Below are 25,374 nucleotides of genomic sequence, written 5' to 3'. Positions count from 1 at the left end.
TCTGGTTCGGGCCGCACCGATACAACGCTGCTCAACAACGCAGATACGCGGCCCAGACGGCAAATGCGTGCACGCCCCGCTCGGATGACGCGAGCAGGCGGCTAGCATGGGCGCGGCTTTCGTCTCTGCCGCAACCGTCCTGATTAGTTTTCACGTCTGGCGCAACCTGTCCCCGGCAGCCTGACCAGACCCCACATGCCGCCATCGAACATGGCTCTCACGTTCGCGCGCGTCGCATACAGCCAACGCACAGGAACGGCGGCACAGGCCTCATCCGGCGGCGCGGCAGCAGGGCCGCAGACGGGCGCGCAGCACCCGGCCGGACAAGACGTGAGCACCGAATGCTCGGTGCTGGATACACCGCCGGACTCCCCGGCGGTCGATGCTTGACGGTGAATCCGACACCCTTTTTTAACAGGGCCGAAACACCAGCGAATTGCGTGAAATTCACGCGCAATGGACGGCATTATACATAAATCAAAAGCCTGGCTTGAAAAGCACCCCGTCCGGACCATTGATTCTCACTATGGCTGTAACAATCGGAATGCTCCGGGATTGCCCTGAGCAGCGCGTCCGACGTCACCCGCAGTGCCGGCAGGCAGCGCGCGCGACCGGTACAATCGCTCCTTTTAGCCGCCGGTGCCTCCATGAAAGTCACGCTCATTCCGGTCACGCCGTTCCAGCAGAACTGCTCGCTGCTGGTCTGCGAAAAGACCGGCCGCGCCGCCGTCGTCGATCCGGGCGGCGACATCGAACGGATCGAACAGGAGATCGCGCGGCAGAACGTGCAGGTCGAGAAAGTGCTGCTCACGCACGGCCACGTCGATCACTGCGCGGGCGCGAAGGCGCTCGCGACACACTACGGCGTGCCGATCGTGGGACCGCAGGAAGACGAGCGCTTCTGGATCGAGCAACTGCCGATGCAGAGCCAGCGCTTCGGCTTCCCGCCCGCCGAGGCGTTCGAGCCGGACCACTGGCTGAACGACGGCGACACCGTGCAGTTCGGTGACGAGACGCTCGAGGTCTATCACTGCCCGGGCCACACGCCCGGCCACGTCGTGTTCTTCAGCCGCGCGCATCGTGTCGCGATCGTCGGCGACGTGCTGTTCGCCGGCTCGATCGGCCGCACCGATTTCCCGCGCGGCAATCACGCGGACCTCGTGCGCTCGATCAAGGAGAAGCTGTGGCCGCTCGGCGACGACGTGACGTTCGTGCCGGGCCACGGCCCGGTGTCGACCTTCGGCGACGAGCGCCGCACGAATCCGTTCGTATCCGACAAGGTGTTCGGATGAACCAGACCGCCATCCCCGAAATCTACGTCAGCACCGACGTCGAGGCCGACGGCCCGATTCCCGGCCCGCACTCGATGCTGAGCTTCGCGTCGGCCGCCTATACCGAGGACAAGCAGCTGATCGCGACGTTCTCGGCGAATCTCGAGACGCTGCCGGGCGCGCAGGCCCATCCGGTGCAGGAAGCGTGGTGGAAGACGGAACCGGACGCGTGGGCCGCGTGCCGGCGCGACCTGCAGTCGCCCGAAGCCGCGCTCGTCGCGTACGTCGAGTGGGTCGAGGCGCTGCCCGGCAAGCCGGTGTTCGTCGCGATGCCGGCCGGCTTCGATTTCACGTTCATGTTCTGGTACATGATGCGCTTCGCCGGACGCTGCCCGTTCTCGTGGTCGGCACTCGACATCAAGACGCTCGCGTTCGCGATGACGGGCCTGCCGTATCGCAAGGCGATCAAGCCGCGCTTTCCGAAGCACTGGTTCGACGATCATCCGCACACGCACGTCGCGCTCGACGACGCGATCGAACAAGGCGCGCTGTTCTGCAACATGCTCACCGACCTGCGCCGCCAGCAAGCCGCGCTCGCGGGTCTCGCGGTGGGTGACACCGATCGGTCGGAGCAGGCGGGCGCGGGACAAAACCCCACGGATCCGCGCGCAAATTAGCGAATCTCGCTCAGCGACGCGCCATCAGATTGCCTTTCCTTTCCCGGCCCTCTAACATTCAGCGTGTTGTAGCTGCCGCATGGAGGCGCAGGTGACGCTCGATTCCTTTTCACAAAAAATCCTTCGCCTGTTGCAGCTCGACGCGCGCCGTTCCGTTCAGGAAATCTCCGACCAGGTCGGCCTGTCGAGCACGCCGTGCTGGCGCCGCATCAAGGACATGGAGCAGTCCGGCGTGATCCAGCGTTACACCGCGCTGCTCGATCGCGAGAAGCTCGGCCTGCACGTGTGCGCGCTCGCGCACGTGCATCTGACCCGCCACAACGAAGGCGGCGTCGAGCAATTCGAGCGCGAGATCGCGACCTGCCCCGAAGTCACCGAGTGCTACAGCACGACGGGCGAGGCCGATTACATCCTCAAGATCGTCGCGCCCGACATCAAGGCCTACGACGTCTTCCTGCACGAAAGGATCTTCAAGATTCCGGCCGTGTCGCAGGTGCGCACGAGCGTCGTGCTGCGCGAAATCAAGTTCGACACGCAACTGCCGCTGTAACGCGCGGCCCGCGGCCGCCAGCGCCGCTCAGGCCTGCGCGGGCAACCCGCGCGTGAAGCCGATCCGACGCGCGCCGAACTGCCGCTTCAGCGCGTCGACATCGAGCCGGCCGGCCAGCGCCGCGTCGGTATCGCCCGCGCCGGCGTCGAGCGTCACGTCGATCTCGAGCCCCGTGCTCAGGTAATGCAGGTTGATCGCGGCCGGATGCAGCCCGCGTTGCGCGAGCGCGGCCTCGAGCCGCGCCGCAATCTCGGCACGCGGCGGCAGCGCGAGCGCCGGACGGCGTGCCGTGTCGTTCTCCGGGTCGACGTGGATCAGCGCGTCAAGCACGCGCGGGTCGCGCAGCACGCGCGCACGCGCTGTCTCCGCGATGTAATGGCCTTCGGACACGGAGATCATCGGATCGACGAGGATGTGCGCGTCGACGAGCGCGGCATCGCCCATCTTGCGCGTGCGCAGGTCGTGTACGTCGCGCACGCCTGGCGTCGCCGCAAGCAACGCGCGGATCTCGGCCGTGTCGGCGGTGTCGAGCGCCCGGTCCGACAGATCCTGAAGCGCGTCATAGCCGAACGTCCAGCCCATGCGCGCGACCATGAAACCGACGATCGCCGCGGCGATAGGGTCGAGCAGCCGCACGCCCGCGAGACTGCCGATGATGCCGATCGCGACGACGAGCGACGAAGCGGCGTCCGAGCGCGCATGCCATGCGTTCGCGACGAGCATCGCCGAACGCACGCGCCGCGCCTCGCGCAGCATGTAGCGGAACAGCGCCTCTTTCGACACGAGCACGGTCAGCGCGACGATCAACGCGGAAAAATGGACGGCCGGGATATTTTCGAGATTCACGAGACGGTCGCCGGCGCGCCAGAGCATGCCGATGCCGACCGCGATCAGGATCGCGCCGAGAAACAGCGACGCGACGGTCTCGTAGCGGCTGTGTCCGTAATTGTGATCGGCATCCGGCGATGCACCACTATGGCGATTCGCAACCAGTACGACAAAATCCGAGATCAAATCGGAAATCGAATGGATGCCATCGGCAATCAATGCCTGAGAATGTGCAACCACACCGACGACGATCTGAAACGTCGCAAGCACCACATTCAGCACGATACTGACGAGGGTGCTCTTGCGCGCGACCGCGTGCTTATCCGCGCTTTGCGCGTCGTCGGAAAACGTAGACATGAAATACGAGATATCGGTTGGGATACGGAATTCTATCAAACGAAGTCCGCGCGGTATTCCGATAACATGAAATTTTCCATTCAAATCAATCGCTTATGCGAACGGGTTGCATTTTCATTCACGCGCCACACGTGACACTTTCGTGACAAAAAGCATACATTCAGGTGTCGAAATGCAAAAAGCCGCGCTCCTGGACGGATACGCGGCTCTTTTTGAGACAACGACTTAAACGGTTGTTTAAATCGCAAACTGTTCGCGGTTCTTGCCGGCGATCCAGCGCGGCGGCTTGCCGCGGCCCGACCACGTCGCGCCCGATTCCGGATCGCGGTATTTGGCTGCCACGCCTGCGCGCGGACGGCCCACCTTGCCTGCCTTCGCACGGCTGAGGCCGAGTTCGGCGAGCGAAAAGCCGTAGTCGGCAATTTTCTGCTTCACGTCATTCAGCACTTCGGCGTATTCGCGCGACTTCGCTTCTTCGATTTGCTTCTCCAGCTTCTCCCGCTGGGCCAGCAGGTCCTTGTAAGAAGACATAGTTTCCCTTTCTATATGACCAATGGCGCCGATCTGCAGCCAGCTCACCATTCATGGAATATTTGTGCCTCGGATTTTCGAAGGCAGAGATTAGCACAAAAAAGATTTGATAGAAGCGAGATTCATGAAAATCCCGAGGTCGATTTCAATTCACACATGTCATTTTGACCGGCCACGGCCATTTCTCAAATTTTTACGTGCTTGCATAGAGATTAGGACATTACCGATCTGGTAATCGGCCTATCAATCTACGCAATTACCCTGCATATCGAAAATCAAAGCTTTCATCCGGCGACAAGTTTGCAAAAAATCGCACCGCGCGGGACGCTAAACAGACAAAGCAATATCCGCGACATCACGTTAGATTCCGCGCGCAGGCAATCAACCGCTCGCGCAGCGCGCCGGCGTCGCCCGCCATCGGATCGAACGGCGTGCGCACGCGGCGGCCGTCGCAGCGCCAGTCGGCGCCGTGCCGATCGACGCCGAGCAGGTCGAGCCCGTCGCGGCGCGCATCGCTCGCGTCGTACGCGTCCCACAACGCCCGTTCGTCATCGAACCCGAGCGGCGGCAGCGCATCGAGGCCGGTGCCGTCGATCCAGCCCATCCGGCCGAATCCGCCGATATAGCGCAGCCGCTCGATGGCGAGCGCCCAGAACGTGAAATCACCCAGCGCGAGGTAGCGTGCGGCATCGGGTTCGTAGCGCGTGTAGCGCGCGGCGACATGCGGATCGTCGCCGAGCGGCACGAAGCGGCCGAGTAGTGTCGCGCGCTCGGCGTTCAGCACGTCGCCGCCCGGCGCGTCGACGACGAGGAATCCCGCGCGCGGATCGGCGGCAAGATTGCGCGTGTGCTCGGCAAGGGCGCTCACGAGAATCACGGGTCGGTGATTCGCATCGGGAGCGAACGGTACGACCGTCGGATAAGGGAAGCCTTGCGGGTCGCGCGCGTGGGTCGCGAGCGTGCCGAGCGCGCAGCGGTGCAGCAAGTGCACGGCAAGGGCGGGATCGATGTTCACGGTGACTCCTGCGGTCGGAAAGCCTGGGCGGTAACGGTGGCGACGACGCGCCGCACTGGAACGCTTCGGGCACGCCGCCTGCGCATCGATGTTACCCGCGGCGGCGTCCCGCCGGGCATCGGCCGGATGACCGACGCGGACCGCCCCTGCGGCATACGCGCCCGAAGCGTGAGCGGCCGAACGGCCAGCGCGTCGGCAAGATCGTAAGCGGTTCGATAGAATCTGACCCATCCGACGGGCGCGACGCGCCCGCGCATCGTCCATTCAAGAGCGCTCCGTGTCCGAAACCTCCTCCCGATCGTCGTCCGACTTCGCCGCGCCGCCCGACGCGCATCGCGTGCTGGCGTTGCCGGTCCGCCAGCGTGCGCGCACGGCCACGATGGCGCTGTTCTTCATCGCCGGCATGATGTACGCGTCGTGGGGCGTGCACGTGCCGACGGTGCGCGACCGGTTCGCATTGAGCCCGGGGCTGCTGTCGATCGCGCTGTTCGCGGTCGCGGGCGGCTCGATCGCCGCGATGCTGACGATCGCGCGCTGGATCGCACGCGTCGGCTCGCGCACCGCGTGCCTCGCGGGCGGGCTCGTGATGTCCGCATGCGCGGCGCTGATCCTCGTCGTGCCCGATTACTGGATGCTGCTCGTCGTGCTCGCGCTGTTCGGCTACTCGATGGCCACGCTGGACGTCGCGATGAACGCGGAGGCGAGCGCGGTCGAGATCGCGCTCGGCAAGCCGATCATGTCGTCGCTGCACGGGATGTTCAGCATCGGCGGGATGTCGGGGGCCGCGGCCGGCGGCGCGTTACTGTCGGCCGGCATGGCGCCGGCCGTGCATCTCGCGCTGGCGGCGGCCGTCGGCGCGGCGGTGCTGCTCGTCGCGAGCCCGGCCGTGCTGCCGCACGTGCCGCATCACGAACACGCGCACGGCGGCGGCAACCGCTGGCGCTCGCCCGCGCTGTGGATGCTGGGCGGCATCGCGCTGATCGCGCTGATCGCCGAGGGGGCGATGTACGACTGGGCGACGGTCTACATGCGCGACGTCGTCGCGGCGAGTCCCGCGCTCGCGAGCGCCGCGTATGCCGCGTTCTCCGGGGGAATGGCCATCGCGCGATTCGCGGGCGACGCGGTGCGCGCGCGTTTCGGCGCGCCGCAGCTCGTGTTCGCGAGCGCATCGCTCGCGTGCGCCGGGATGATCGGCGCACTGCTGCTGCCGAACCCGATCGCGGCGCTGACGGGCTTCACGCTGATGGGCCTCGGCCTCGCGAACATGATGCCCGTGCTGTTCGCCGCCGCCGCGCGCGTGAAAGGCATTCACGCGGCCGAGGGTCTCGCGCACGTGGCCGGGCTCGCGTATTTCGGACTGCTGTTCGGTCCGGTCGTGATCGGCGCCGTCGCTCAGACCGCGAACCTCACCGTCGGCCTGTCGGTCGTCGCGCTATGCGCGGCGCTCGTCGCGGCCGTCGCGCCGAAGGTGCTCGCGCACCTGAAAATCTGACCGCGGCAGCCGCACCACCCGCTGCCAGATCGCCAAAAAGAAGGCGCGCCCGCGTTGCCGCGGGCGCGCCTTCACCCCTTCTGTCGACCGCTTTTCAGCTTACATCTTCACTTCGTCGAGCAGCGTCTTCTTGCCGCTCTTGTAGTTGTACAGCGAAATCACGCCGTGCTGCAGGTCGCCCTTCGAGTCGAAGGTCGTCGTGCCGATCACGCCCGTGTACTTCGTCGCCGGCATCGCCGCGAGGATCTTCGCCGGGTCCGTCGAGTTCGCGCGCTTCATCGCGTCGGCGATGATGTACACGGCGTCATACGTGAACGGTGCGTAGATCTGGATCGGCTGGCCGAAACGCTTCTCGTACTTGGCCTTGAATGCTGCGCCGCCCGGCATCTTCTCGAGCGAAGCACCGGCTTCCGAGCACACGATGTTGTCGGTCGCATCGCCGGCCAGATCGGCCAGCTTCTCCGTGCATACGCCGTCGCCCGCGAAGATCTTCGCGCGCAGGCCGAGCTGCTTCGCCTGTTTCGCGAACGGGCCGCCGGTGGCATCCATGCCGCCGTACATGATCGCGTCCGGATTCTCGCCCTTGATCTTGGTCAGAATCGCGCGGAAGTCGACCGCCTTGTCGTTGGTCGCGTCGTGCGACATCACCTTCAGGCCGAGCGCCTTTGCCTTCTTCTCGAATTCGTTCGCGAGACCCTGGCCGTAAGCGGTCGAATCGTCGACCACCGCGACGCTCTTGATGCCCTTCGAGTGCGCGTAGTCGGCGAGTGCCGGGCCCTGCTGCGCATCGGTCGCGACCACGCGGTACGTCGTCTTGAAGCCTTGCTGCGTGTAAGCCGGGTTGGTCGCCGACGGCGAGATCTGCACGATGCCCGCATCGCTGTAGATCTTCGAGGCCGGGATCGACGTGCCCGAGTTCAGGTGGCCCACCACCGCGACGACCTTGTCGTCGACGAGCTTCTGCGCAACCTGCGTGGCCTGGCGCGGGTCGGCCGCGTCATCCTGCGGGTCGAGTTGCAGCGTGATCTTCTGGCCGCCGATCGTGAGACCCTTCGCGTTGATTTCCTCGACTGCGAGACGCGCGCCGTTTTCGTTGTCCTTGCCCAGGTGTGCAATGCCGCCCGTCAACGGCGCGACGTGGCCGATCTTGACGACTTGATCGGCGGACGCGTTGCTTGCAGCTGCAGCACACAGCATCGCCGCTGCGGTGATCGGCAACAGCTTTTGCATCTTGATATTCATGTAAGTCTCCAGTTTCGGTCCCAATAAACGCCATCGCCCGGTGCCCCGCTGCCATCCCTGTGTTTGCATTCACTGGACGATTCGCCGGTTGCATCGTTTATGCACTTGGCCTCAAGCACGTAGGGAAACAGCCGCTTGTAGCGGCCGCCCGCCCGTACTTGCGCGCAAGTGTAGGTGATCAAATTAATTTGTGGGACTTTTTTGGGGTAGTGGTAACACTACCGATACGGGCGCATTGGAATGAACACTCGAATATCGCTGCGAGGCCCGCCGGATAAGGGTTTCCGCTAATCCTCGACGGCCGGATGAAAGGTTGATTCAAAGCATTCCCGCGTCATTTCGATTCGGTATTTTGTGCGCGGGATCATTGAATGAAACGCGCGTGACAACACGCGCTTTTCCAGCTTCGAGATGAACCGGTCAGGCGGCGATTGCGCGCCATTCGGCGTCGAGCGCGTCGACGAGTTGCGACGTCGTCAGCGCGGCGGCGCGCCGCCGTGCGAGCGGTGCGCCCTGCCCGGCCCACAGCGACAGGTAGTCGCCGTCGTTCGCTCGCGCGGCTGCCTGGCGCAGCGGCTGGGTCAGCGCGTTCTGCACCGGATACGGCGCAACGTCGGCCATGCGTTCGCCGAGCCGCATCATCAACGTGTTGCGCAATCCGCGCGCATGGCGGCCCGTGATCGCACGCGTGACCTGCGTCGACGTATCGGCGCTCTCGAGCAGCCGCGCTTTCCAGTCCGCCGCGATCGCGCTTTCCGCACACGTCAGGAACGCGGTGCCGAGCTGCGCGCCCTGCGCGCCGAGCGCGAGCGCGGCGGCGATCCCGCGACCGTCCATGATGCCGCCCGCGGCGAGCACGGGCAGGCCGGTCGCATCGACCAGCTGCGGCACCAGCGCGAGCGTGCCGATCAGCGCATCGTCGGCCGAGCCGATGAAGGTACCGCGATGGCCGCCGGCTTCGGCGCCCTGCGCGGACAGCGCGTCGGCGCCGGCCGCCTGCCACGCGAGCCCCTCGGCGACGTGCGTCGCGGTGCCGATCACGTAGGTGCCGGCGGCCTTCAGGCGCGCGACGTCGGCCGCATCGAGCACGCCGAACGTGAAGCTCGCGACCGGCACGCGCAGCGCGACGAGCGCGTCGAATTGCGCGCGGAAGTCGGGCGCGTAGCGTGCGGGTGCGGTGCCGGGCGGCAGCCCGAGCGTCGCGTTCAACGGATCGATCGCCGCGAGCGCGCGTGCGACGGTCGCCGCGTCGGGCGCGGCCTCGGGCAACACGAACAGGTTCACGGCGAACGGACGCGAGCTCGCTGCGCGAATCGCCGCGACTTCGGCCGCGAGACGATCCGGCTCGAACGCGCCGGCGCCGAGACTGCCGAGCGCGCCGGCACTGGATGCGGCCGCGACCATCGCGGCGGTGGTCGCGCCGACCATCGGCGCCTGCACGAGCGGCAAGCGCAGGCCGAAGCGTTCGGAAAACGGAGTGGAAAATGCACGGGCGGACATGGCGAATCCTTCGATGACGATGCGCGAAAGCGCTTTGTAAAGGCCTGCACATCGACTCTATCGAAGCGGCGCGTCGCCGAAAAATGAATAATCGAGATCGAAACGATCGCTGCGCGAGAAGCAGTTCGCGACGCGGACTCGGCACAGAGCCGATACGCGCGCATCCGCCAGGCGCGTCGCTTGCGCGCTGCAGCACCACAGGATTGGTGGCACACTAGGCCGCCCCTTTTTCCATCCGCGGCGCGCATGTCGCGCGCCCGTTCGCCAGGAGTTTCAACGTGACTGCCCAATGGATCGACATCCCGACCGGTAACGACAGCTTCGGCGGCTATCTCGCGCTGCCCAAGCGCGGCAAGGGCCCCGCCGTCATCATCATCCAGGAGATCTTCGGCGTGAACTCGCATATCCGCGCGGTCGCCGACCAGTACGCGGCCGACGGCTTCGTCGCACTCGCGCCGGACGTGTTCTGGCGCACGCAGCCGCGCGTCGAGCTGACCTACGAAGGCGCCGATCGCGACAAGGGCATCGAGCTGATGAAGAAGACCGACGTCGGCCTCGCGGTCGCGGACATCGGCGCGGCCGCCGACGCGTTGCGCGCGCGCCCCGAAGTCGCCGGCAAGGTTGCCGCGATCGGCTACTGCTTCGGCGGCCAGCTCGCGTACCGCGCGGCCGCGGCCGCCAAGGTCGATGCGGCGGTCGCCTATTACGGCGGCGGTATCCAGAATACGCTCGACCTCGCCGGCAAGATCACGCAGCCGATCCTGTTCCACTACGCGGAGAACGACCACGGCATCCCGCTCGACGCCGTCGAGCAGGTGAAGGCCGCGTTCGCGGGCCGCCAGAACGCGTCGTTTCATCTGTATCCGGGCGCCGAACACGGCTTCAACTGCACCGATCGCGCGTCGTACAACCAGCGCGCGTCCGCGCTCGCGCATGGCCGCACGCTGACGTTCCTCGCCGAGCACGTGTAACGGCTCGGCAGCGGGCCCGGTGCGTCGGGCCCGCGTTATCCTCCTTTCATCGCCACGGGTCACAACGGGGGTGACTGCGATGCACTCGGACTATCTCGCGCATGACGCGATCGGGCTTGCCACACTCGTGCGCGAGCGCCACGCGAGCCCGCGCGAACTGCTCGACGCCGCGATCGGCCAGGCCGAAGCGGTGAACGGCGCGATCAACGCGATCGTCCTGCAGGACTACGACGATGCGCGCAAGCGGGCGGAATCGGCCACCGATACCGGCACCGATGCGCCATTCGCCGGCGTCCCGTATCTCGTCAAGGATCTCGGCGCGGCGGTCGCCGGGCTGCCGTTGTCGATGGGCAGCCGCCACTATCGCTACTTCGTCCCCGCCGACGATTCGCCGGTGATCGCGCGCAGCCGCGCGGCGGGACTCAACGTGTTCGGCAAGACCAACACGTCGGAAATCGGCCAGATGCCGTACACCGAACCCGAACTGTTCGGCGCGTGCCGCAACCCGTGGAACCTCGATCACACGCCCGGCGGCTCGAGCGGCGGCGCGGCCGCGGCGGTCGCGGCCGGCATCGTGCCGCTCGCGCATGCGTCCGACGGCGGCGGCTCGATCCGGATTCCGGCGTCATGCTGCGGGCTGTTCGGCCTGAAGCCGAGCCGCAATCCGGTGCTGGTCGACCTGCCGTCGAACGGCGAACTGGTCGTCCAGCATGCGGTTTCGCGCAGCGTGCGCGACAGCGCGCTGCTGCTCGACGTGACGACCGGCCAGACGCTGCCGCCCGGTGCGCCCGGCACCTTTCTGGGCGCGCTCGACACGCCGCCCGGTCCGCTGCGCATCGGCCTCGTCGTCGACCCGATGCTCGCGCCGGCGCTTTCCGACGACACGCGCGCGGCGCTCGACGACGCGGCCGCGCTCGTCGAATCGCTCGGCCATCACGTCGAGCCGGCGACGCTGAACATCGACTACGCACGCGCGGCCGAAACCTTTCTCACGCTGTGGGCGACGATCGCCGAGGAGATGGTGCTCGGTGCGCGCGCGCTGACCGGGCGCACCCCGAAGCGCGCGGAGTTCGAACCGGCGACGTGGGCGATGGCCGTCGTCGGCCGGCGCATCGCCCGCGCGCGTCTGCCGGACGTGCTCGAATGGCAGCGCCAGCTCACCGTGCAGGTGTCGGGCCTCGTGTCGCGTTACGACGCGATCCTGTGCGCGACGCTCGCGGGGCCGCCGGTCAAGATCGGCGAGCTGCGGCCGACGCCGCTCGAAGCCGCGCAGATGAAGCTGCTCGGCGCGCTGCCGGTCAAACCGCTGCTGCGGGAAATGCTCGCGAAGGCGTCGGACAAGGCGTTCGCGTGGGCCGGCTGCACCGAGCTGTTCAACCTGACGGGCCAGCCGGCGATGTCGGTGCCGCTCTACTGGAACGCGCGCGGCCTGCCGATCGGCGTGCAGTTCGTCGCGCGTCACGCCGACGAGGCGTTGCTGCTGAAACTCGCGCGCCAGCTCGAACAGGCGCGGCCGTGGTTCGACCGGCGCCCGCCACTGATGCAGGCGCAGCGCTGACACCCGCGTCGGCCGCCGCAAGCGAAAAAAAAGCCTCGCCGGTTTTGCCGGCGAGGCTTTTGCCCATGCAACCGCGCGATGGCGCTTACATCGTGAGCCGTTCGCAGATGGTCCGCGTCGCGGCCGCCGCGTTCAGCGTATAGAAGTGCAGACCCGGCACGCCCGCGTCGATCAGGCGCTGGCACAGGCTCGTGACGACGTCCGCGCCGAACGCACGGATCGCGTCGCGATCGTCGCCGAAGCTCTCGAGCCGGCGCGCGACCCAGCGCGGCACTTCCGCGCCGCACATTTCCGAGAAGCGCATCAGCTGCGAGAAGTTCGTGATCGGCATGATGCCCGGCACGATCGGCACGTCCACACCCAGCTTGCGCGCGTCGTCGACGAAGCGGAAATACGCGTCGGCGTTGAAGAAGTACTGCGTGATCGCGGAATTCGCGCCGGCTTTCACCTTGCGCGCGAAGTTCTCGAGATCGGCCTTCGGCGAGCGCGATTGCGGGTGGTATTCCGGATAGCCGGCGACTTCGATGTGAAACCAGTCGCCATGCTCGGCGCGGATGAAGCTGACGAGCTCGGACGCATAGCGCAGCTCGCCGACCTCGCCCATCCCCGACGGCAGGTCGCCGCGCAGCGCGACGATGTGCCGGATGCCGTGCGAGCGATACTGGTCGAGGATCGCGCGCAGGTTGTCGCGCGATGAGCCGATGCACGACAGGTGCGGCGCGGCCTCGAGGCCGTCCTTCTGCATGTCGAGCACGGTATCGAGCGTGCCCTGCTGCGTCGAGCCGCCGGCGCCGAACGTCACGGAGACGAATTTCGGCTTCAGCGGAAGCAGCTGCGCACGCGTCGCGCGCAGCTTCTCGACGCCGTCCGCCGTCTTCGGCGGGAAGAATTCAAACGAGAGTTCGATCGATTTCATGATTCGCAAGAATGGGCGCGGCCGTCAGCCGATGTCGCGCTGCCCGAAGATCAGCGCGGACAGCAGCCACGACACGATGCTGTACAGGATCGAACCGAAGAACGCCGACCAGAAGCCCGACACCTCGAAACCCTTCAGCAGCGACGACGCGAACCAGAAGCACAGCGCGTTCACCACGAGGATGAACACCCCGAGCGTGACGATCGTGACCGGCAGCGTCAGCAGGATCAGCACCGGACGGATCACCGTGTTGATCAGGCCGAGCACGACCGCGATGATCAGCGCGGTGCCGAAGCTCTTGATGTGGATCGACGGCACGAGGTACGTGATGATCAGCAGCGCGAGGGCGTTGATGACCCAGGTGAGGATGACGCTCATGGAGGACTCCGGTTCGGTTGTCGATCTGGTCGGTCAGTGGCCGCCGCCGGCCGTCGCACGCGCTCCGCGCAGCGGCGGACATCGCGCGACGGCCGGCGATCCGGCACCGCGCCGCCGCACCGCGCACGCCCGCTGCGGGGCGCACGCGGCATGGCGGCGCCGGTGCATCAGTAGCGGTAGTGGTTCGGCTTGAACGGGCCGTCCTTCTGCACGCCGATGTACGCGGCCTGCTCGTCCGACAGCACGGACAGGTTCGCGCCGATGCGCGCGAGGTGCAGGCGCGCGACCTTTTCATCGAGATGCTTCGGCAGCACGTACACCTTGTTCTCGTACTGTTCGCCGCGCGTGAAGAGTTCGATCTGCGCGAGCGTCTGGTTCGCGAACGAGTTCGACATCACGAACGACGGGTGGCCGGTCGCGCAGCCGAGGTTCACGAGGCGGCCTTCGGCCAGCAGGATCACGCGCTTGCCGTCGGGGAAGATGATGTGGTCGACCTGCGGCTTGATGTTTTCCCACTGGTACTGGCGGGTCGACGCGACGTCGATTTCCGAGTCGAAGTGGCCGATGTTGCAGACGATCGCGTTGTGGCGCATCGCCTTCATGTGATCGTGGTTGATCACGTGGTAGTTGCCGGTCGCCGTCACGAAGATGTCGGCCTTGTCGGCCGCGTATTCCATCGTCACGACGCGGTAGCCTTCCATCGCCGCCTGCAGCGCGCAGATCGGATCGATTTCGGTGACCCACACGGTCGCGCCCAGGCCGCGCAGCGATTGCGCGCAGCCCTTGCCCACGTCGCCGTAGCCCGCGACGACCGCGACCTTGCCCGCGATCATCACGTCGGTCGCGCGCTTGATGCCGTCGACGAGCGACTCGCGGCAGCCGTACAGGTTGTCGAACTTCGACTTCGTGACCGAATCGTTCACGTTGAACGCAGGGAACGGCAGGCGGCCGTCCTTTTCCATCTGGTACAGGCGGTGCACGCCGGTCGTGGTTTCCTCGGTCACGCCCTTGATGTGCGCGAGACGCGTGGAGTACCAGGTCGGATCGGCGTCGAGGTGCTTCGCGATCGACTTGAAGAGCGCGACTTCTTCCTCGTTGGTCGGCTTCGCGATCACCGAACGGTCCTTCTCGGCCTTCGAGCCGAGAATCAGCAGCAGCGTTGCGTCGCCGCCGTCGTCCAGGATCATGTTCGCGAATTCGCCGTTCGGCCATTCGAAGATGCGGTGCGAGAACTCCCAGTATTCGTCGAGCGACTCGCCCTTGAACGCGAACACCGGCGTACCGGCTTCGACGATCGCGGCGGCAGCGTGGTCCTGCGTCGAGAAGATGTTGCACGACGCCCAGCGAACGTCCGCGCCGAGCGCCTTCAGCGTCTCGATCAGCACGCCGGTCTGGATCGTCATGTGCAGCGAACCTGCGATGCGCGCGCCCTTCAGCGGCTGCTGCGCCTTGTATTCGTCGCGGATCTGCACGAGGCCCGGCATTTCGGTCTCGGCGATGTTCAGTTCCTTGCGGCCCCAGCCGGCAAGCGCCATGTCGGCGACGATGTAATCCTTGGAAGCCTGGGAATCGATAATGGCGTTCATCACGCCCTCCTTTCTAAAAAAGTTCTAGAAATTGGTGACGTGAGCGCCGTTCAGGAAGCGGGGCCGGCGCAAATGTTGCCGCACGGCTGCTTGGTGAAGCTTTCCGAGCCTGGCGGACGCAGGATGGTCCGTCGCAACGCTCCTCGGAAAACGGGAGGGATTGTAGCAAATCGGCGCGGGAAATGCGCGCCGCGCGCGGCGTCGGCGCGCGCGGGCGTCATGAAAGGGTCAGTTCTCCGCCCCCACCCAAGCCTGTTCGCGCAGCCGCGCACGCAGCCGCGCGACGGCCTGGCTGTGCAGCTGGCACACGCGCGACTCGCTGACCTCGAGCACCGCGCCGATCTCGCGCAGGTTCAGCCCGCGCTCGTAGTACAGCGACATCAGCAGCTTCTCGCGCTCGGGCAGGCGCTCGATCGCTTCGACGAGCGCCTCGCGCAGGTGTTCGTCGAGCAGCGACGACAACGGATCGGCGTGATCGACGCGATAGCGGTCGAGGAACGGCTCGTCGTCGGCCGCGCGATCGAAATCCTCGTAATAGATGAGCTGGCTGCCGTGCAGGTCCTGCAGCATCCCCTGGTATTCGTCGAGCGGCATCTTCAGGTGCTGCGCGATCTCGGTCTCGCTCGCGGAGCGGCCGAGCTGCTGCTCGACCTGGTGCACCGCGTACTCGACCTCGCGCGACGTCTTGCGCAGGCTGCGCGGCAGCCAGTCGTTGCTGCGCAGCTCGTCGAGCATCGCGCCGCGAATGCGCTGCGTCGCGTAGGTCTCGAACTGGGCGCCCTGGTCTTCCTTGTAGCGGCCGGCCGCGTCCATCAGGCCGATCATGCCGGCCTGGATCAGGTCGTCGAGATCGACGCTCGCCGGCATCTTCGCGACGAGCTGCAGCCCCAGGCGCCGCACGAGCGGCGCGTATTGCGCGAGCACGTCGGCCTGGGTCATCTTTCCTTGAGCGTTGTACATCATGGCTCTCTCCTTCCGGTGGCGCTCACGCGGCGTGTGCCGCACCCGCCTCGTACGACGGCTTGCCGCCCGCATGCACGGCACGGCCGGCGCCCGAGCGCGGGCGCATCGGCCAGTACAGCAGGTCGGCGGCAAGCTGCCGGTAATCGCGCGCGGCGGCCGACGACGGGAACGCGTCGACCGCGGTATGCATCAGGTCGCGCGCATGCTCGACGAGCGGATCGGCGCTCACGCAGCCGGCGTCGGCGATCGACACCGTCAGGTAGCGGCTCGCGACGCCCGCGAGGTTGTCGAATGCGGTCCTGGCGTCGGCATGGCTGCCGACGTGATTGGTCAGCACGCGGAACTGCGCGACCGCGTGCGCGAAATGCAGGCGCTTCATGCATGCGTACGCCTCGGTGATCGCCTGCGCGGCGACCCGCGTGACGATCAGCACGTCGTGCGCCTCGCGCGCGAGCGGGGAGAACGTGCCGTCGGCACCGAGCTGCGCGTCGACCAGAACGATGTCCGCCTGGCCGTCGATGAAGTCGCTCAATTGCGAATCGCTGTAACCGTCCCGCGGGGCCGCGCACAGGCCGAACCCGGCGGCGACGCGCGTGCGTTCGCCGTCGCGCAGCCACGCGCCCGCGAGCGTCGCCGCGGCCGAATGCACGTCGGCGCGCTCGTCGACGACGAGCACGTCCTTGCCGAGCGCGGCCAGCGCGGCCGCGACGTTCACGACGGTCGTCGTGCAGCCGACCCCGGCCGGCCCGCCCGTCACCGCGACGATGCGCGACGCGCGCCCGGCCAGCAGGCGCCGCAGCCCTTCGGCCTGGTCGATGATCGGTTTATCCAAATCGCACCTCGTGCAGCTCGGCGGTGGAACGTGCGGTCAGAGCGGAAAGCAGCGTCGGCATGTCCTCGTCCTGCGGCACGAAGGGCGAGCCGTCGCGCGGCACACAGAACGCGCTCTTCAGCAGGAACCGGGTCGATGCGACGTACAGGTTCTCCGGCACCTTCTGGCCGGTCGACACGTAATGGACCGGCAGCTTGTAGCGGATCACCGTGTCGAGCACGCCGCCGAGGTGAGTCGCCTCGTCGAGCTTGGTCAGGATGCAGCCGGCCAGATCGGGATATTCGGCCGCGCTGCGGTAAGCCTGGACGACCTCGTTGAGCGTGTCGCCGTGGCTCGTCGCGTTGAGCAGCAACAGGCGCTGGACCGGTGCGTTCGCACCGTGCAGCATCGCGATCTGGTCGGACAGCGCGCGGTCGCGCTGGCTCATGCCGATCGTGTCGATCAGCACGATGTGCTTGTTGCGCAGCTCGGACAGCGCGAGCTCGAGGTCGCCCGCGTCCTTCACCGCGTGCACGGGCACGCCGAGGATCTTGCCGAAGATGCGCAGTTGCTCGTGGCCGCCGATCCGGTAGCTGTCGGTGGTCAGGAGTGCGACCTTGCTCGCGCCGAAGCGCATCACGCAGCGCGCGGCGAGCTTCGCGGTGGTCGTCGTCTTGCCGACCCCCGTGGGCCCCATCAGCGCGAACACGCCGCCGCGCTCCATCAGCGCGTCTTCGCTCTCGAGCACCGGCAGGTTCGCCGCGAGCACCGACTGCGCCCATTCGGCGGCCTGCTCGAAGGTTTGCGCGCCGTCACCGGACGGCAGGTTGTCGACCAGCATCCGCACCAGTTGCGCGGAGAAGCCGGCCGAGAACAAATGTTTGGTCAGCGCGCCGTGCACCGGGCTGCGGCGCTGGCGGTCGTGCCACATCAGGCTGTCGAACTGCTCTTCCATCATCCCGCGCATCGCGCCGAGCTCGTGCATCACGGTGTCGTTGACGATGCTCTCGATGCGCGTCTTCACCGCGTCGGCCACCGCGGCCGCCGCTTCCGCGGACAGGCGCGCGCGTTCGACCGGCTTCGCCGCGCTCGCTTCGCCCTGGCGAAGCGTGGCAGCGCCAGCGGACGGCATCCGGCGTTCGGCGTCGCGCACGATGTCGCGCGCCCAGCCGGCCGGCGTCGCCGGTGCGGCGTCCTGCTGCGCACGGGCCGGCGATTGCGGTGCGGCCGGGGCGGCCTGCGCGCGGGCCATCAGCGCTTCGCGCTGCTGGGTGAGGCGCTTCGCGTGCTCGACGAGCCACGGCGCGGGTTCGGACGCGGCCGCCGCTGCGTCGGCTGCGGCGGCGGACACAGCCGACGACGGCGATGCCGCGTCCGCTGCGTGCGCGTCGGCGTCGAAACCGGCCGGTTGAGCTGCCGGCGCGGTCGCTTCGGCGCTCGCGCCGAACACCGACGAGAACACATCCGGCAGGCCGCCTTCGCCCGCCGCATACGGATTGACGGCCGGGCGCGCGAACGCTGCACCCGGGCGCGACACGATGCCCGGGACGGCCGCTGCCGGCACGGATTCCGGCGCGCGCGGCGCGACGGTGCGCGTCCGGGCAGCCGGCGGTGCGACCGCGGCGAGATCCGAGTCGGCGAGTGCGACGATTTCGACGCTGCCGTCATCGAGCGTGCGGTTCGACAGCACGACGGCGTCGGCCCCGAGTGCCTCGCGCACGAGGCGAAGCGCGTCGCGGCTGGTCGCGCCGGTGAATTTGCGAATGTTCAAGCGGAACCCCCGATGACGTTAACGACTTTGATCGTGCGCGTGTCCGGCACTTCGGCATACGACAGCACTTTCAGTTGCGGCAGGCTGCGGCGCAGGAAACGCGCGAGCATCGCGCGCAGCGCGTGCTGCACCAGCAGCACCGGCGGCAGCCCGAGATTCTGTTGACGCAGCATCGCCTGTTGCGTGCCGGTCAGAAGGTTGTGCGCGAGACCGGGCTCGAGGCCCGGGTTCGCGCCGGTGGCGAGCGCCTGCGACAGCACGCGCTCGAGATTCGAATCGAGGCCCATCACCTGCATCTCGCCCGAGCCCGGATACCACTGCTGCGTGATCGCGCGACCGAGCGACAGCCGCACCGCGGCGGTGATCTCGTACGCGTCGCCGCGGCCGGCGTGTTCGGACACGGCTTCGAGGATCGTGCGCATGTCGCGAATCGGCACGCCTTCCTCGAGCAGGTTCTGCAGCACTTTCTGCAGCGTCGTCAGCGAGATCGTCTTCGGCACGAGATCCTCGACGAGCGACGGCGCGTCCTTGCCGGTGCGCTCGACCAGCGCCTGCACTTCCTGGCGGCCGAGCAGTTCGGCCGCGTGCTGGACGACCAGATGGTTCAGATGCGTCGCGACGACCGTGCTCGCATCGACGACCGTGTAGCCGTACACCTGCGCCTGCTCGCGCATCGCGACGTCGATCCACACGGCGGGCAGCCCGAACGCAGGATCCTGCGTCATGGCGCCCGGCAGCGCGGCCGTCACCTGGCCCGGGTTGATCGCGAGCCACTGGCCCGGGAACACTTCGCCCGCGCCGATCTCGACGCCCTTCAGCGCAATCCGGTACGCGTTCGGCCGCAGCTCGAGGTTGTCGCGGATGTGGATCACCGGCGGCAGGAAGCCGATCTCCTGAGCGAATTTCTTGCGGATGCTCTTGATGCGCTTGAGCAGCTCGCCGTCGCTGTTCTTGTCGACGAGCGGAATCAGCCGGTAGCCGACTTCGAGGCCGAGCGGATCGATCAGCTGCACGTCGTCCCAGGTCGCCTCGTGGCTGTCGCCCGGCAGTGCGGCGGGCGGTGCGATCTCGGTCACGTCGCCGGCCGCCACGCGGGCCGCCGCGCGGCGGGTCTGCGTGCGGGCCAGCCAGATCGCACCGCCGCCGAGCGCGAGGAACGCGAAGTGCGGCATGCCCGGGATCAGGCCCATCAGCACGATGATCGCGCCGGTGATCGTCAGCACGCGCGGGTTCGTGAACAGCTGGCCGGTGATCTGCGTGCCGATGTCCTCGTCGGTCGCGACGCGCGACACGATCACGCCGGCGGCCGTCGAGATCACGAGCGACGGGATCTGCGCGACGAGGCCGTCGCCGATCGTCAGCAGCGTGTAGTTGGTGCCGGCCGCGGCGAACGACATGTCGTGCTGCACCATCCCGACAATCAGCCCGCCGATCACGTTGATCGCCATGATGATCAGGCCCGCGATCGCGTCGCCGCGCACGAACTTCGACGCGCCGTCCATCGACCCGTAGAACTCGGCTTCCTGCGACACGGCGAGGCGCCGCTTGCGGGCCTGCTCTTCGTTGATGAGGCCCGCGTTCAGGTCGGCGTCGATCGCCATCTGCTTGCCGGGCATCGCATCGAGCGTGAAGCGCGCGGACACTTCCGCGATCCGCCCCGCGCCCTTCGTGATCACCATGAAGTTGATGATCATCAGGATCACGAACACGACGATGCCGACCGCGAAGTTGCCGCCGACGAGGAAGTGGCCGAACGCCTCGATCACCTGGCCGGCCGCGTCGGGGCCGGTGTGGCCTTCGAGCAGCACGACGCGCGTCGACGCGACGTTCAGCGACAGGCGCAAGAGCGTCGAGAACAGCAGCACGCTCGGGAACGCCGCGAAGTCGAGCGGCTTCATCGTGTACATGCTGACGAGCAGCACCATCACCGACAGCGCGATGTTGAACGTGAACAGCAGATCCAGCAGCAGCGGCGGCAGCGGCAGGATCATCATCCCCAGGATCATGCAGATGAGGATCGGGCCCGCGAGCGCGCGCAGGTTGGTGCCGGCGAACGGATTCTGGCGCTTGGCGAACAGGCCGGTGGTCGGGGTGCTCATGCTGCGTTTCCTTGCTTGCCGAGCGTGTCTTCGGCTTCCTCACGCTCGTCGTCGGTGGCGACCGACGACCCCTTGTCGAGTTCGGCCGGCACGTCGAGATCGACCGGTGCGGCCGGGAAGGCGCCGCCTTCCGAACGGAAGCGCCGCAGCTGGTAGACCCACGCGAGCACTTCCGCGACGGCCGAATACAGCGAGCCCGGAATCTCGCGTTCGAGTTCGACGTTGTGATACAGCGCACGCGCGAGCGGCGGCGCCTCGAGCAGCGGTACGTTGTGCTCGGCCGCAAGTTCGCGAATGCGCGCGGCGACGAGGTTCACGCCCTTCGCGACGACCTTCGGCGCGCGCATCTCGCCGTCCGTGTACTGCAGCGCGACGGCGAAGTGCGTCGGGTTCGTGACGACCACGTCGGCCTTCGGCACGGCGGCCATCATCCGGCGCCGCGCGATCGCGCGCTGCTGCTGGCGGATACGGCCCTTCACGTGCGGATCGCCTTCGTTCTCGCGATGCTCGCGCTTCACTTCTTCCTTCGTCATGCGCAACTTCTTGTTGTACTGCCAGAGTTGGTAAGGCACGTCGAGCGCGGCGACCACCAGCATCCCGGCGACCGTCGTGCCGCAGCACACGGCGACCAGGTGCATCGCATCGGCAAGCGCCGAGCCGAGCGGCTGGGTCGCGAGGCCGAGCAGCTCGTCCTTGCTGCGCCAGATCGCGATCCCGCCGATCCCGCCGACGACGATCGTCTTCGCGAGCGACATCCCGAGCTGGATCGGCCCCTGGATCGAGAACATCCGGCCGAGGCCCGCGATCGGGTTCAGGCGGTCGAACTTGAGCTCGAAGGTCTTCTGCGAGATCAGCCAGCCGCCGAGCGCCATTGGCGCGACCAGCGCAGCCAGCCCGGTGAGCGCGAGGATCGGCAGCAGCGCGGCGAGACCTTCGACGCTCGCGCTGCCGGCCGCCGACAGCATCCGGTGCGTGTCGAACGCGGTCGCGCGGTCGAACGCGAACGCGCCGCGCAGCATCGTCTGGAGATGGGCGCCCGACGGACCCGCGAGCAGCCACGCGCCGTAAAACCCGGCCGCGAGCAGCGCGAACGAAGCCAGTTCGCGCGAACGCGCGACCTGCCCCTCCTCGCGCGCCTTCTCGCGGCGCCTCGGAGTGGCGGCTTCGGTTCTGTCGAGATCGCTCTCGTCTGCCACGGGGCCTCCAGTCGGGTACGGCGGAATGCCGCTTTCCAGTGACACCGATTATTCATGCGCGCGTCAAACGCCGATCGGTCGAGCAAAGCCGGGAAAGGGGGGTATTTCTGTGAATCGGGCGAGCCGGTGCGGCGGGCGGTCGCGGGCAGGCGCGGCGCGCCGGGAGGCGTCGGTAACCGCGTTCGGACGACGGCGCGGTGAAGCGGATGAAGAGGTAAAGCGGGGAATCGAGGCAGCGTGAAGCGATCGTCTGCCCGCCCCGGCGCGACGGCGTCGCGCGTCGGGGCGGGCGGCGCTCAGATCGCCGGAATCGGATCCAGGCCGAAACGGTTCGGGCCATTGGTGCCGCGCGAGCACATCCACACGAGCAGCAGGATCCCGCCGACGACCGGAACGAACCCGACCAGCAGGAACCAGCCGGAACGGCCCGTATCGTGCAGGCGGCGCACGGTGACCGCGAGGCTCGGCAGCACCAGCGCAAGCGACACGACGGCCGCGACGATCATCAGCAGCAGCGACAGCGCGCTCGCATCGCGCCCGGCCATGGTAATCACCTGGCAGACGATCGACACCACGCCGGTAAGCAGCGCGAAATACCAGTATTCGGCACGGCGCGCGCGGCCCTCGAATTTCGCGTATTGATTGAGTGCGGAACGCACAGCCTCGGTGAAATTCATTTTATTGCCCTCATGTTTTATATCGGCGACACCGGAAACAACGCGGGCATTATAAATTTGAATTTCCGGGCATTGCATCCCTTTTCGCGCACCGGCCGGTTCGCACGCAGGCTCTCGCAGAACTGGAGCGGCTTCAGCGGCTGCATGCCGCATCGCCTGCGGGTATGTCACGTCATTTTTATAATCGCGATGCGCTGACAGAAATCAGACGCACATAATCCATAGAGTGATTACACCAGCATGAAACGCGCCGCGATCGATAATCGAATCGATCGTTTGGCGCGCATTTACCGGCCGACCGGGAATAACGCCGGGCGTCGCATGCGCACGTCGAAATCGGCGTGGCCCGGCCGGCGTTCGCGCTAGCCTGCCGCCGCCTGCTCCAGCACGTGGAGATCGAGCTTCTTCATCTTCATCACCTGCGCCATCACGCGCTCGGCGCGTGCCGGATCGCCCGCCATCAGTTCGGGCATCTGTACGGGCACCACCTGCCACGACACGCCGAAGCGGTCGCGCAGCCAGCCGCACTGCTGCGCGCGCTCGTCGCCGCCTTCGGTCAGGGCCGCCCAGTAACGGTCGATCTCCTGCTGGTCGCGGCAGTTGACGACGAACGACACGGCCGGCGTGAGCGGAAACGCCGGGCCGCCGTTCAGCGCGAGAAACGCCTGCCCGTCCAGTTCGAACGACACCGTCATCACCGCGCCCTCCGCTTGCCCGGACGCCTGCGCGCCGGACTTGCCGTAGCGGGCGACGTGCAGGATGCGCGCGTCGTCGAATACCGACACGTAGAAGCGGGCGGCCGCCTCTGCGTCGTGGTCGAACCACAGAAACGGCGTGATGCGTTGAATACGCTGGCTCATGGCGCTGTCTCCTCGATGTCGTGCCGGCACCGGTGCCGGTCTTCTATCGTAGGCGCTGTGCCGGCACGGCGCGGCCGCCCGGCGCGTAGTGCGTCGCCGCCGGCAAGGCAAAAAAAAAGGGGGCGATCGCCCGCCCCCTTTTCTGCTGCCGCCGTTCGCGCGCGATCAGAACGCGACGTAAGGCTGCGCGCCACCGCTGCCGGTCCGGTCCATCCCGAAGTAGATCGTCTTGCCGTAGAAGTGCGTCATGCCGATATCGAGCCAGCCGGCCGCGCCGAACGGGCCGGCGATGTCGTTGAACGCGAACGTGGACGAATTCGCGAACAGCGCATCGGCGTTCGCAACCGGCATCGACACGCCGCCCGACACACCGTTCTTGCCGGTCAGCGTCGCCGTATAGGTGGTCGTCGACGACGGGCAGTAGAACTGCGTGTTGGTCGAGCAGGTCTTCTGCGACGAATCGTTGAAGAAGTACGCGTTCGAACCCGTATCGAAGAACGCGGTCACGCTGCCACCGAGGAACGTCGCATCGACGTCGCCGGTCGTCGTCGACGTCAGCACCGTCGATGCGCCGAGCGCGTTGTTGCTCTGCGTGTTGATCCCGAAGGTCAGCAAACCGGTCGCGCTACTCTGCCCGCTGCTCGAGATGTTCGGCATCTGCACGATCACGCCGTTGTTGTCGGTCGCGAAGCGATGGACCGGGTTGGCCACCTGCTGCGCAACCGGCACCAGCGCTACCGTGCAGCTCGAATTGCCGTTCGGGCACGCGTAGTAGTTGTTGGACGTCGCCGACGTCGACGTCGCGCAGCTCGTGCCGCAATCGACCGGCGCCGGCCCGATGCCGAGAATGCCGTTCGCGCCGAGGTCGCTGGCCGTGTTGGCCGACGTTCGGGCGCCGTTGTTCGAGCATGAACTCGGCACGTTGCTCGTGCCGAGATCGCCGATGATCTGCACCGGCAGCGAACTCGCCTGCTCGGAGCCGATCGACAGGTCGACGGTACGCACCGAGCCCCATGTGAAACTCGACACGAACTTGCCGCACTCGGCCACCGGCGCGCCGCCGGTCGTGGTTTGCGGCAGGTTGTTCAACACGCCCGACGACAGCGCGCTGCTGACCAGCCGCAGCCCGTACGATGCCGTATCGACAAGCACGTTGTTGACCACCTGGCAGTTCGTCGTGCCCGGCACGCAGATCTTCACGTTGACGGTCGGGATGTTGATCACGTGCGCGACGCCGGTGCCGACCGTAATCACGGCCGTGTTCGCGGTATTGCCGTCGGAGACGCTGGAGCCGCCACCACTGCCGCCGCCGCCGTTGTTGCCATCGCCGCCGCCGCAGGCGGTCACGAGCATGGCCGTCGCGGCCGCGACGCTCAGCAGGCCGAGCCAGCGCTTGAAGGTACGAGGAATTCGCAAGATCGCTCTCCCGCTGTCACTGGATGTCGTTGCCGGTCAACCCGGCAGGCAGCGCCGTCGGCAGCCACGCCTGGCCCGCGAAGGCGCCCATGTGGCCGCCCGTCCGGATCACCAGGCCGCTCGTATCGACGGACACGGGCGCGCGCCAGCCGCGCGCCGCATGCGCGACCTGGACGCCGGCGGTGTACTGCGGGAAATAGCTGCCGAGCAGCGACTCGAGGTCCGGCATGCTCGGCCCGCGCCAGGCAAGGCCGAACACGGTGCCGGCCGCGCTCGCGTATTCGTGGATGACGGTGCCCGACCCGAGCGTGATCTCGCGGACGGTATAGGCGGCCGCGTTCGCCTGCGCGCCGTCGGCGGAACGCATCGCGCGCTGCAGCGCGCGCACCGTGGCGGCGTGATCGTCCGCCGGCGGCGACATCGGCGCGCCGCCCAGTTCGGCCTGTGCGTGGACGGCCCACAGCACACCCATTGCGGCCGTCGCGTGCGCGGCGGCCCAGCCCAAGCGTTTCAGCTTCACGTTCCCCCCCAAGGGACTGGCTTCGTTGCCGGCGGTGCCGCCATCGGGCGCGGCGCCGCGGGCCAACAAATCAAAGTCTTAAGAATGACGCTTCGTTGCTGCTGACGCGTAGTATGCCTGCGGAGTGTGTCGGAGTGTCAAATCCACGTTGCATGACGCAGCGCAGCATGACGTGCGGCCCGACTCGCA

Annotated in this window: 23 protein-coding genes and 1 riboswitch; of the genes, 6 read left to right on the top strand and 17 right to left on the bottom strand. The window is 67.2% G+C overall.

All coding sequences use genetic code 11. The features are described from left to right. Positions 1 to 647 precede the first annotated feature (647 nt). The 3 genes from WI26_RS01015 to WI26_RS01005 all read left to right on the top strand — a co-directional run bounded on the left by WI26_RS01015 (position 648) and on the right by WI26_RS01005 (position 2,498). On the top strand, positions 648 to 1,292 hold the full coding sequence (locus WI26_RS01015; RefSeq protein WP_059539853.1) for an MBL fold metallo-hydrolase: 645 nt from the start codon (positions 648 to 650) through the stop codon (positions 1,290 to 1,292). Then, complete coding sequence (locus WI26_RS01010; RefSeq protein WP_069225017.1) at positions 1,289 to 1,948, top strand: exonuclease; 660 nt, start codon at positions 1,289 to 1,291, stop codon at positions 1,946 to 1,948. The genes WI26_RS01015 and WI26_RS01010 overlap by 4 nt, the downstream gene beginning before the upstream one ends. A gap of 79 nt (positions 1,949 to 2,027) precedes the next feature. Then, the gene (locus WI26_RS01005; RefSeq protein ID WP_006477376.1) at positions 2,028 to 2,498 is read left to right on the top strand and encodes an Lrp/AsnC family transcriptional regulator; all 471 of its coding nucleotides are present in this window, start codon (positions 2,028 to 2,030) and stop codon (positions 2,496 to 2,498) included. A gap of 27 nt (positions 2,499 to 2,525) precedes the next feature. Here WI26_RS01005 and WI26_RS01000 read toward each other — a convergent pair whose 3' ends face one another. The 3 genes from WI26_RS01000 to WI26_RS00990 form a co-directional block, all read right to left on the bottom strand. Continuing rightward, entirely contained in the window at positions 2,526 to 3,683 is a 1,158-nt protein-coding gene (locus tag WI26_RS01000) for a cation diffusion facilitator family transporter (protein ID WP_069225016.1), read from the bottom strand. A gap of 237 nt (positions 3,684 to 3,920) precedes the next feature. Then, the gene (locus WI26_RS00995) at positions 3,921 to 4,214 is read right to left on the bottom strand and encodes an H-NS family nucleoid-associated regulatory protein (protein WP_011350620.1); all 294 of its coding nucleotides are present in this window, start codon (positions 4,212 to 4,214) and stop codon (positions 3,921 to 3,923) included. Between the two features lie 355 nt (positions 4,215 to 4,569). Then, on the bottom strand, positions 4,570 to 5,229 hold the full coding sequence (locus WI26_RS00990; RefSeq protein WP_059508646.1) for a HugZ family protein: 660 nt from the start codon (positions 5,227 to 5,229) through the stop codon (positions 4,570 to 4,572). 277 nt (positions 5,230 to 5,506) lie between these two features. Here WI26_RS00990 and WI26_RS00985 point away from each other — a divergent pair, with 277 nt between their 5' ends. Continuing rightward, a complete protein-coding gene (locus WI26_RS00985; protein ID WP_069225015.1) occupies positions 5,507 to 6,721 on the top strand; it encodes an MFS transporter in 1,215 nt (404 codons plus the stop codon). A gap of 99 nt (positions 6,722 to 6,820) precedes the next feature. On the opposite strand, the gene WI26_RS00980 is transcribed toward WI26_RS00985, so the two are convergent. Together WI26_RS00980 and WI26_RS00975 are read right to left on the bottom strand one after the other, a co-directional pair. Continuing rightward, complete coding sequence (locus tag WI26_RS00980; RefSeq protein ID WP_040142930.1) at positions 6,821 to 7,963, bottom strand: branched-chain amino acid ABC transporter substrate-binding protein; 1,143 nt, start codon at positions 7,961 to 7,963, stop codon at positions 6,821 to 6,823. 420 nt (positions 7,964 to 8,383) lie between these two features. After that, the gene (locus WI26_RS00975) at positions 8,384 to 9,463 is read right to left on the bottom strand and encodes an NAD(P)H-dependent flavin oxidoreductase (protein ID WP_069225014.1); all 1,080 of its coding nucleotides are present in this window, start codon (positions 9,461 to 9,463) and stop codon (positions 8,384 to 8,386) included. A gap of 278 nt (positions 9,464 to 9,741) precedes the next feature. Here WI26_RS00975 and WI26_RS00970 point away from each other — a divergent pair, with 278 nt between their 5' ends. Next, the gene (locus WI26_RS00970; protein ID WP_069225013.1) at positions 9,742 to 10,434 is read left to right on the top strand and encodes a dienelactone hydrolase family protein; all 693 of its coding nucleotides are present in this window, start codon (positions 9,742 to 9,744) and stop codon (positions 10,432 to 10,434) included. 79 nt (positions 10,435 to 10,513) lie between these two features. Continuing rightward, entirely contained in the window at positions 10,514 to 11,992 is a 1,479-nt protein-coding gene (locus tag WI26_RS00965) for an amidase (protein WP_069225012.1), read from the top strand. Between the two features lie 85 nt (positions 11,993 to 12,077). Here the strand turns inward: WI26_RS00965 and metF are convergent, their stop codons facing one another. The 12 genes from metF to WI26_RS00905 all read right to left on the bottom strand — a co-directional run bounded on the left by metF (position 12,078) and on the right by WI26_RS00905 (position 25,185). Then, complete coding sequence (gene metF, locus WI26_RS00960) at positions 12,078 to 12,908, bottom strand: methylenetetrahydrofolate reductase [NAD(P)H] (RefSeq protein ID WP_059465093.1); 831 nt, start codon at positions 12,906 to 12,908, stop codon at positions 12,078 to 12,080. A 24-nt stretch (positions 12,909 to 12,932) separates the two neighbouring features. Continuing rightward, positions 12,933 to 13,286 carry a phage holin family protein gene (locus tag WI26_RS00955; RefSeq protein ID WP_006477367.1) on the bottom strand — a complete coding sequence of 118 codons (354 nt, stop codon included), beginning with the start codon at positions 13,284 to 13,286 and terminating at the stop codon, positions 12,933 to 12,935. Between the two features lie 167 nt (positions 13,287 to 13,453). Then, entirely contained in the window at positions 13,454 to 14,872 is a 1,419-nt protein-coding gene (ahcY, locus tag WI26_RS00950) for an adenosylhomocysteinase (RefSeq protein WP_059465092.1), read from the bottom strand. A 34-nt stretch (positions 14,873 to 14,906) separates the two neighbouring features. Continuing rightward, positions 14,907 to 15,023, bottom strand: a riboswitch (S-adenosyl-L-homocysteine riboswitch). A gap of 77 nt (positions 15,024 to 15,100) precedes the next feature. Continuing rightward, positions 15,101 to 15,835, bottom strand: a complete 735-nt coding sequence (locus tag WI26_RS00945) for an RNA polymerase sigma factor FliA (RefSeq protein WP_059452641.1) — start codon at positions 15,833 to 15,835, stop codon at positions 15,101 to 15,103. 22 nt (positions 15,836 to 15,857) lie between these two features. Continuing rightward, a complete protein-coding gene (locus tag WI26_RS00940; protein WP_069225011.1) occupies positions 15,858 to 16,667 on the bottom strand; it encodes a MinD/ParA family ATP-binding protein in 810 nt (269 codons plus the stop codon). Continuing rightward, positions 16,660 to 18,417, bottom strand: coding sequence for a flagellar biosynthesis protein FlhF (gene flhF / locus WI26_RS00935; RefSeq protein ID WP_069225010.1), 1,758 nt, complete (start codon positions 18,415 to 18,417; stop codon positions 16,660 to 16,662). Before flhF ends, WI26_RS00940 begins: the two co-directional genes overlap by 8 nt. After that, complete coding sequence (gene flhA, locus WI26_RS00930) at positions 18,414 to 20,516, bottom strand: flagellar biosynthesis protein FlhA (RefSeq protein ID WP_059465088.1); 2,103 nt, start codon at positions 20,514 to 20,516, stop codon at positions 18,414 to 18,416. Before flhA ends, flhF begins: the two co-directional genes overlap by 4 nt. Then, on the bottom strand, positions 20,513 to 21,712 hold the full coding sequence (gene flhB, locus WI26_RS00925) for a flagellar biosynthesis protein FlhB (RefSeq protein WP_069225009.1): 1,200 nt from the start codon (positions 21,710 to 21,712) through the stop codon (positions 20,513 to 20,515). The genes flhA and flhB overlap by 4 nt, the downstream gene beginning before the upstream one ends. A 296-nt stretch (positions 21,713 to 22,008) precedes the next feature. Beyond that, on the bottom strand, positions 22,009 to 22,389 hold the full coding sequence (locus tag WI26_RS00920) for a DUF805 domain-containing protein (RefSeq protein ID WP_059465086.1): 381 nt from the start codon (positions 22,387 to 22,389) through the stop codon (positions 22,009 to 22,011). 362 nt (positions 22,390 to 22,751) lie between these two features. Continuing rightward, positions 22,752 to 23,249, bottom strand: coding sequence for a VOC family protein (locus WI26_RS00915; protein ID WP_059539844.1), 498 nt, complete (start codon positions 23,247 to 23,249; stop codon positions 22,752 to 22,754). Between the two features lie 165 nt (positions 23,250 to 23,414). Further along, entirely contained in the window at positions 23,415 to 24,665 is a 1,251-nt protein-coding gene (locus WI26_RS00910) for a DUF3443 domain-containing protein (RefSeq protein ID WP_059539843.1), read from the bottom strand. Between the two features lie 16 nt (positions 24,666 to 24,681). Then, positions 24,682 to 25,185, bottom strand: a complete 504-nt coding sequence (locus WI26_RS00905) for a DUF2844 domain-containing protein (protein ID WP_059508699.1) — start codon at positions 25,183 to 25,185, stop codon at positions 24,682 to 24,684. Positions 25,186 to 25,374: the final 189 nt, after the last annotated feature.

Source organism: Burkholderia diffusa, from assembly GCF_001718315.1.
Lineage (GTDB): Bacteria > Pseudomonadota > Gammaproteobacteria > Burkholderiales > Burkholderiaceae > Burkholderia > Burkholderia diffusa_B.
This window is presented reverse-complemented; position numbering and strand designations above follow the sequence as displayed.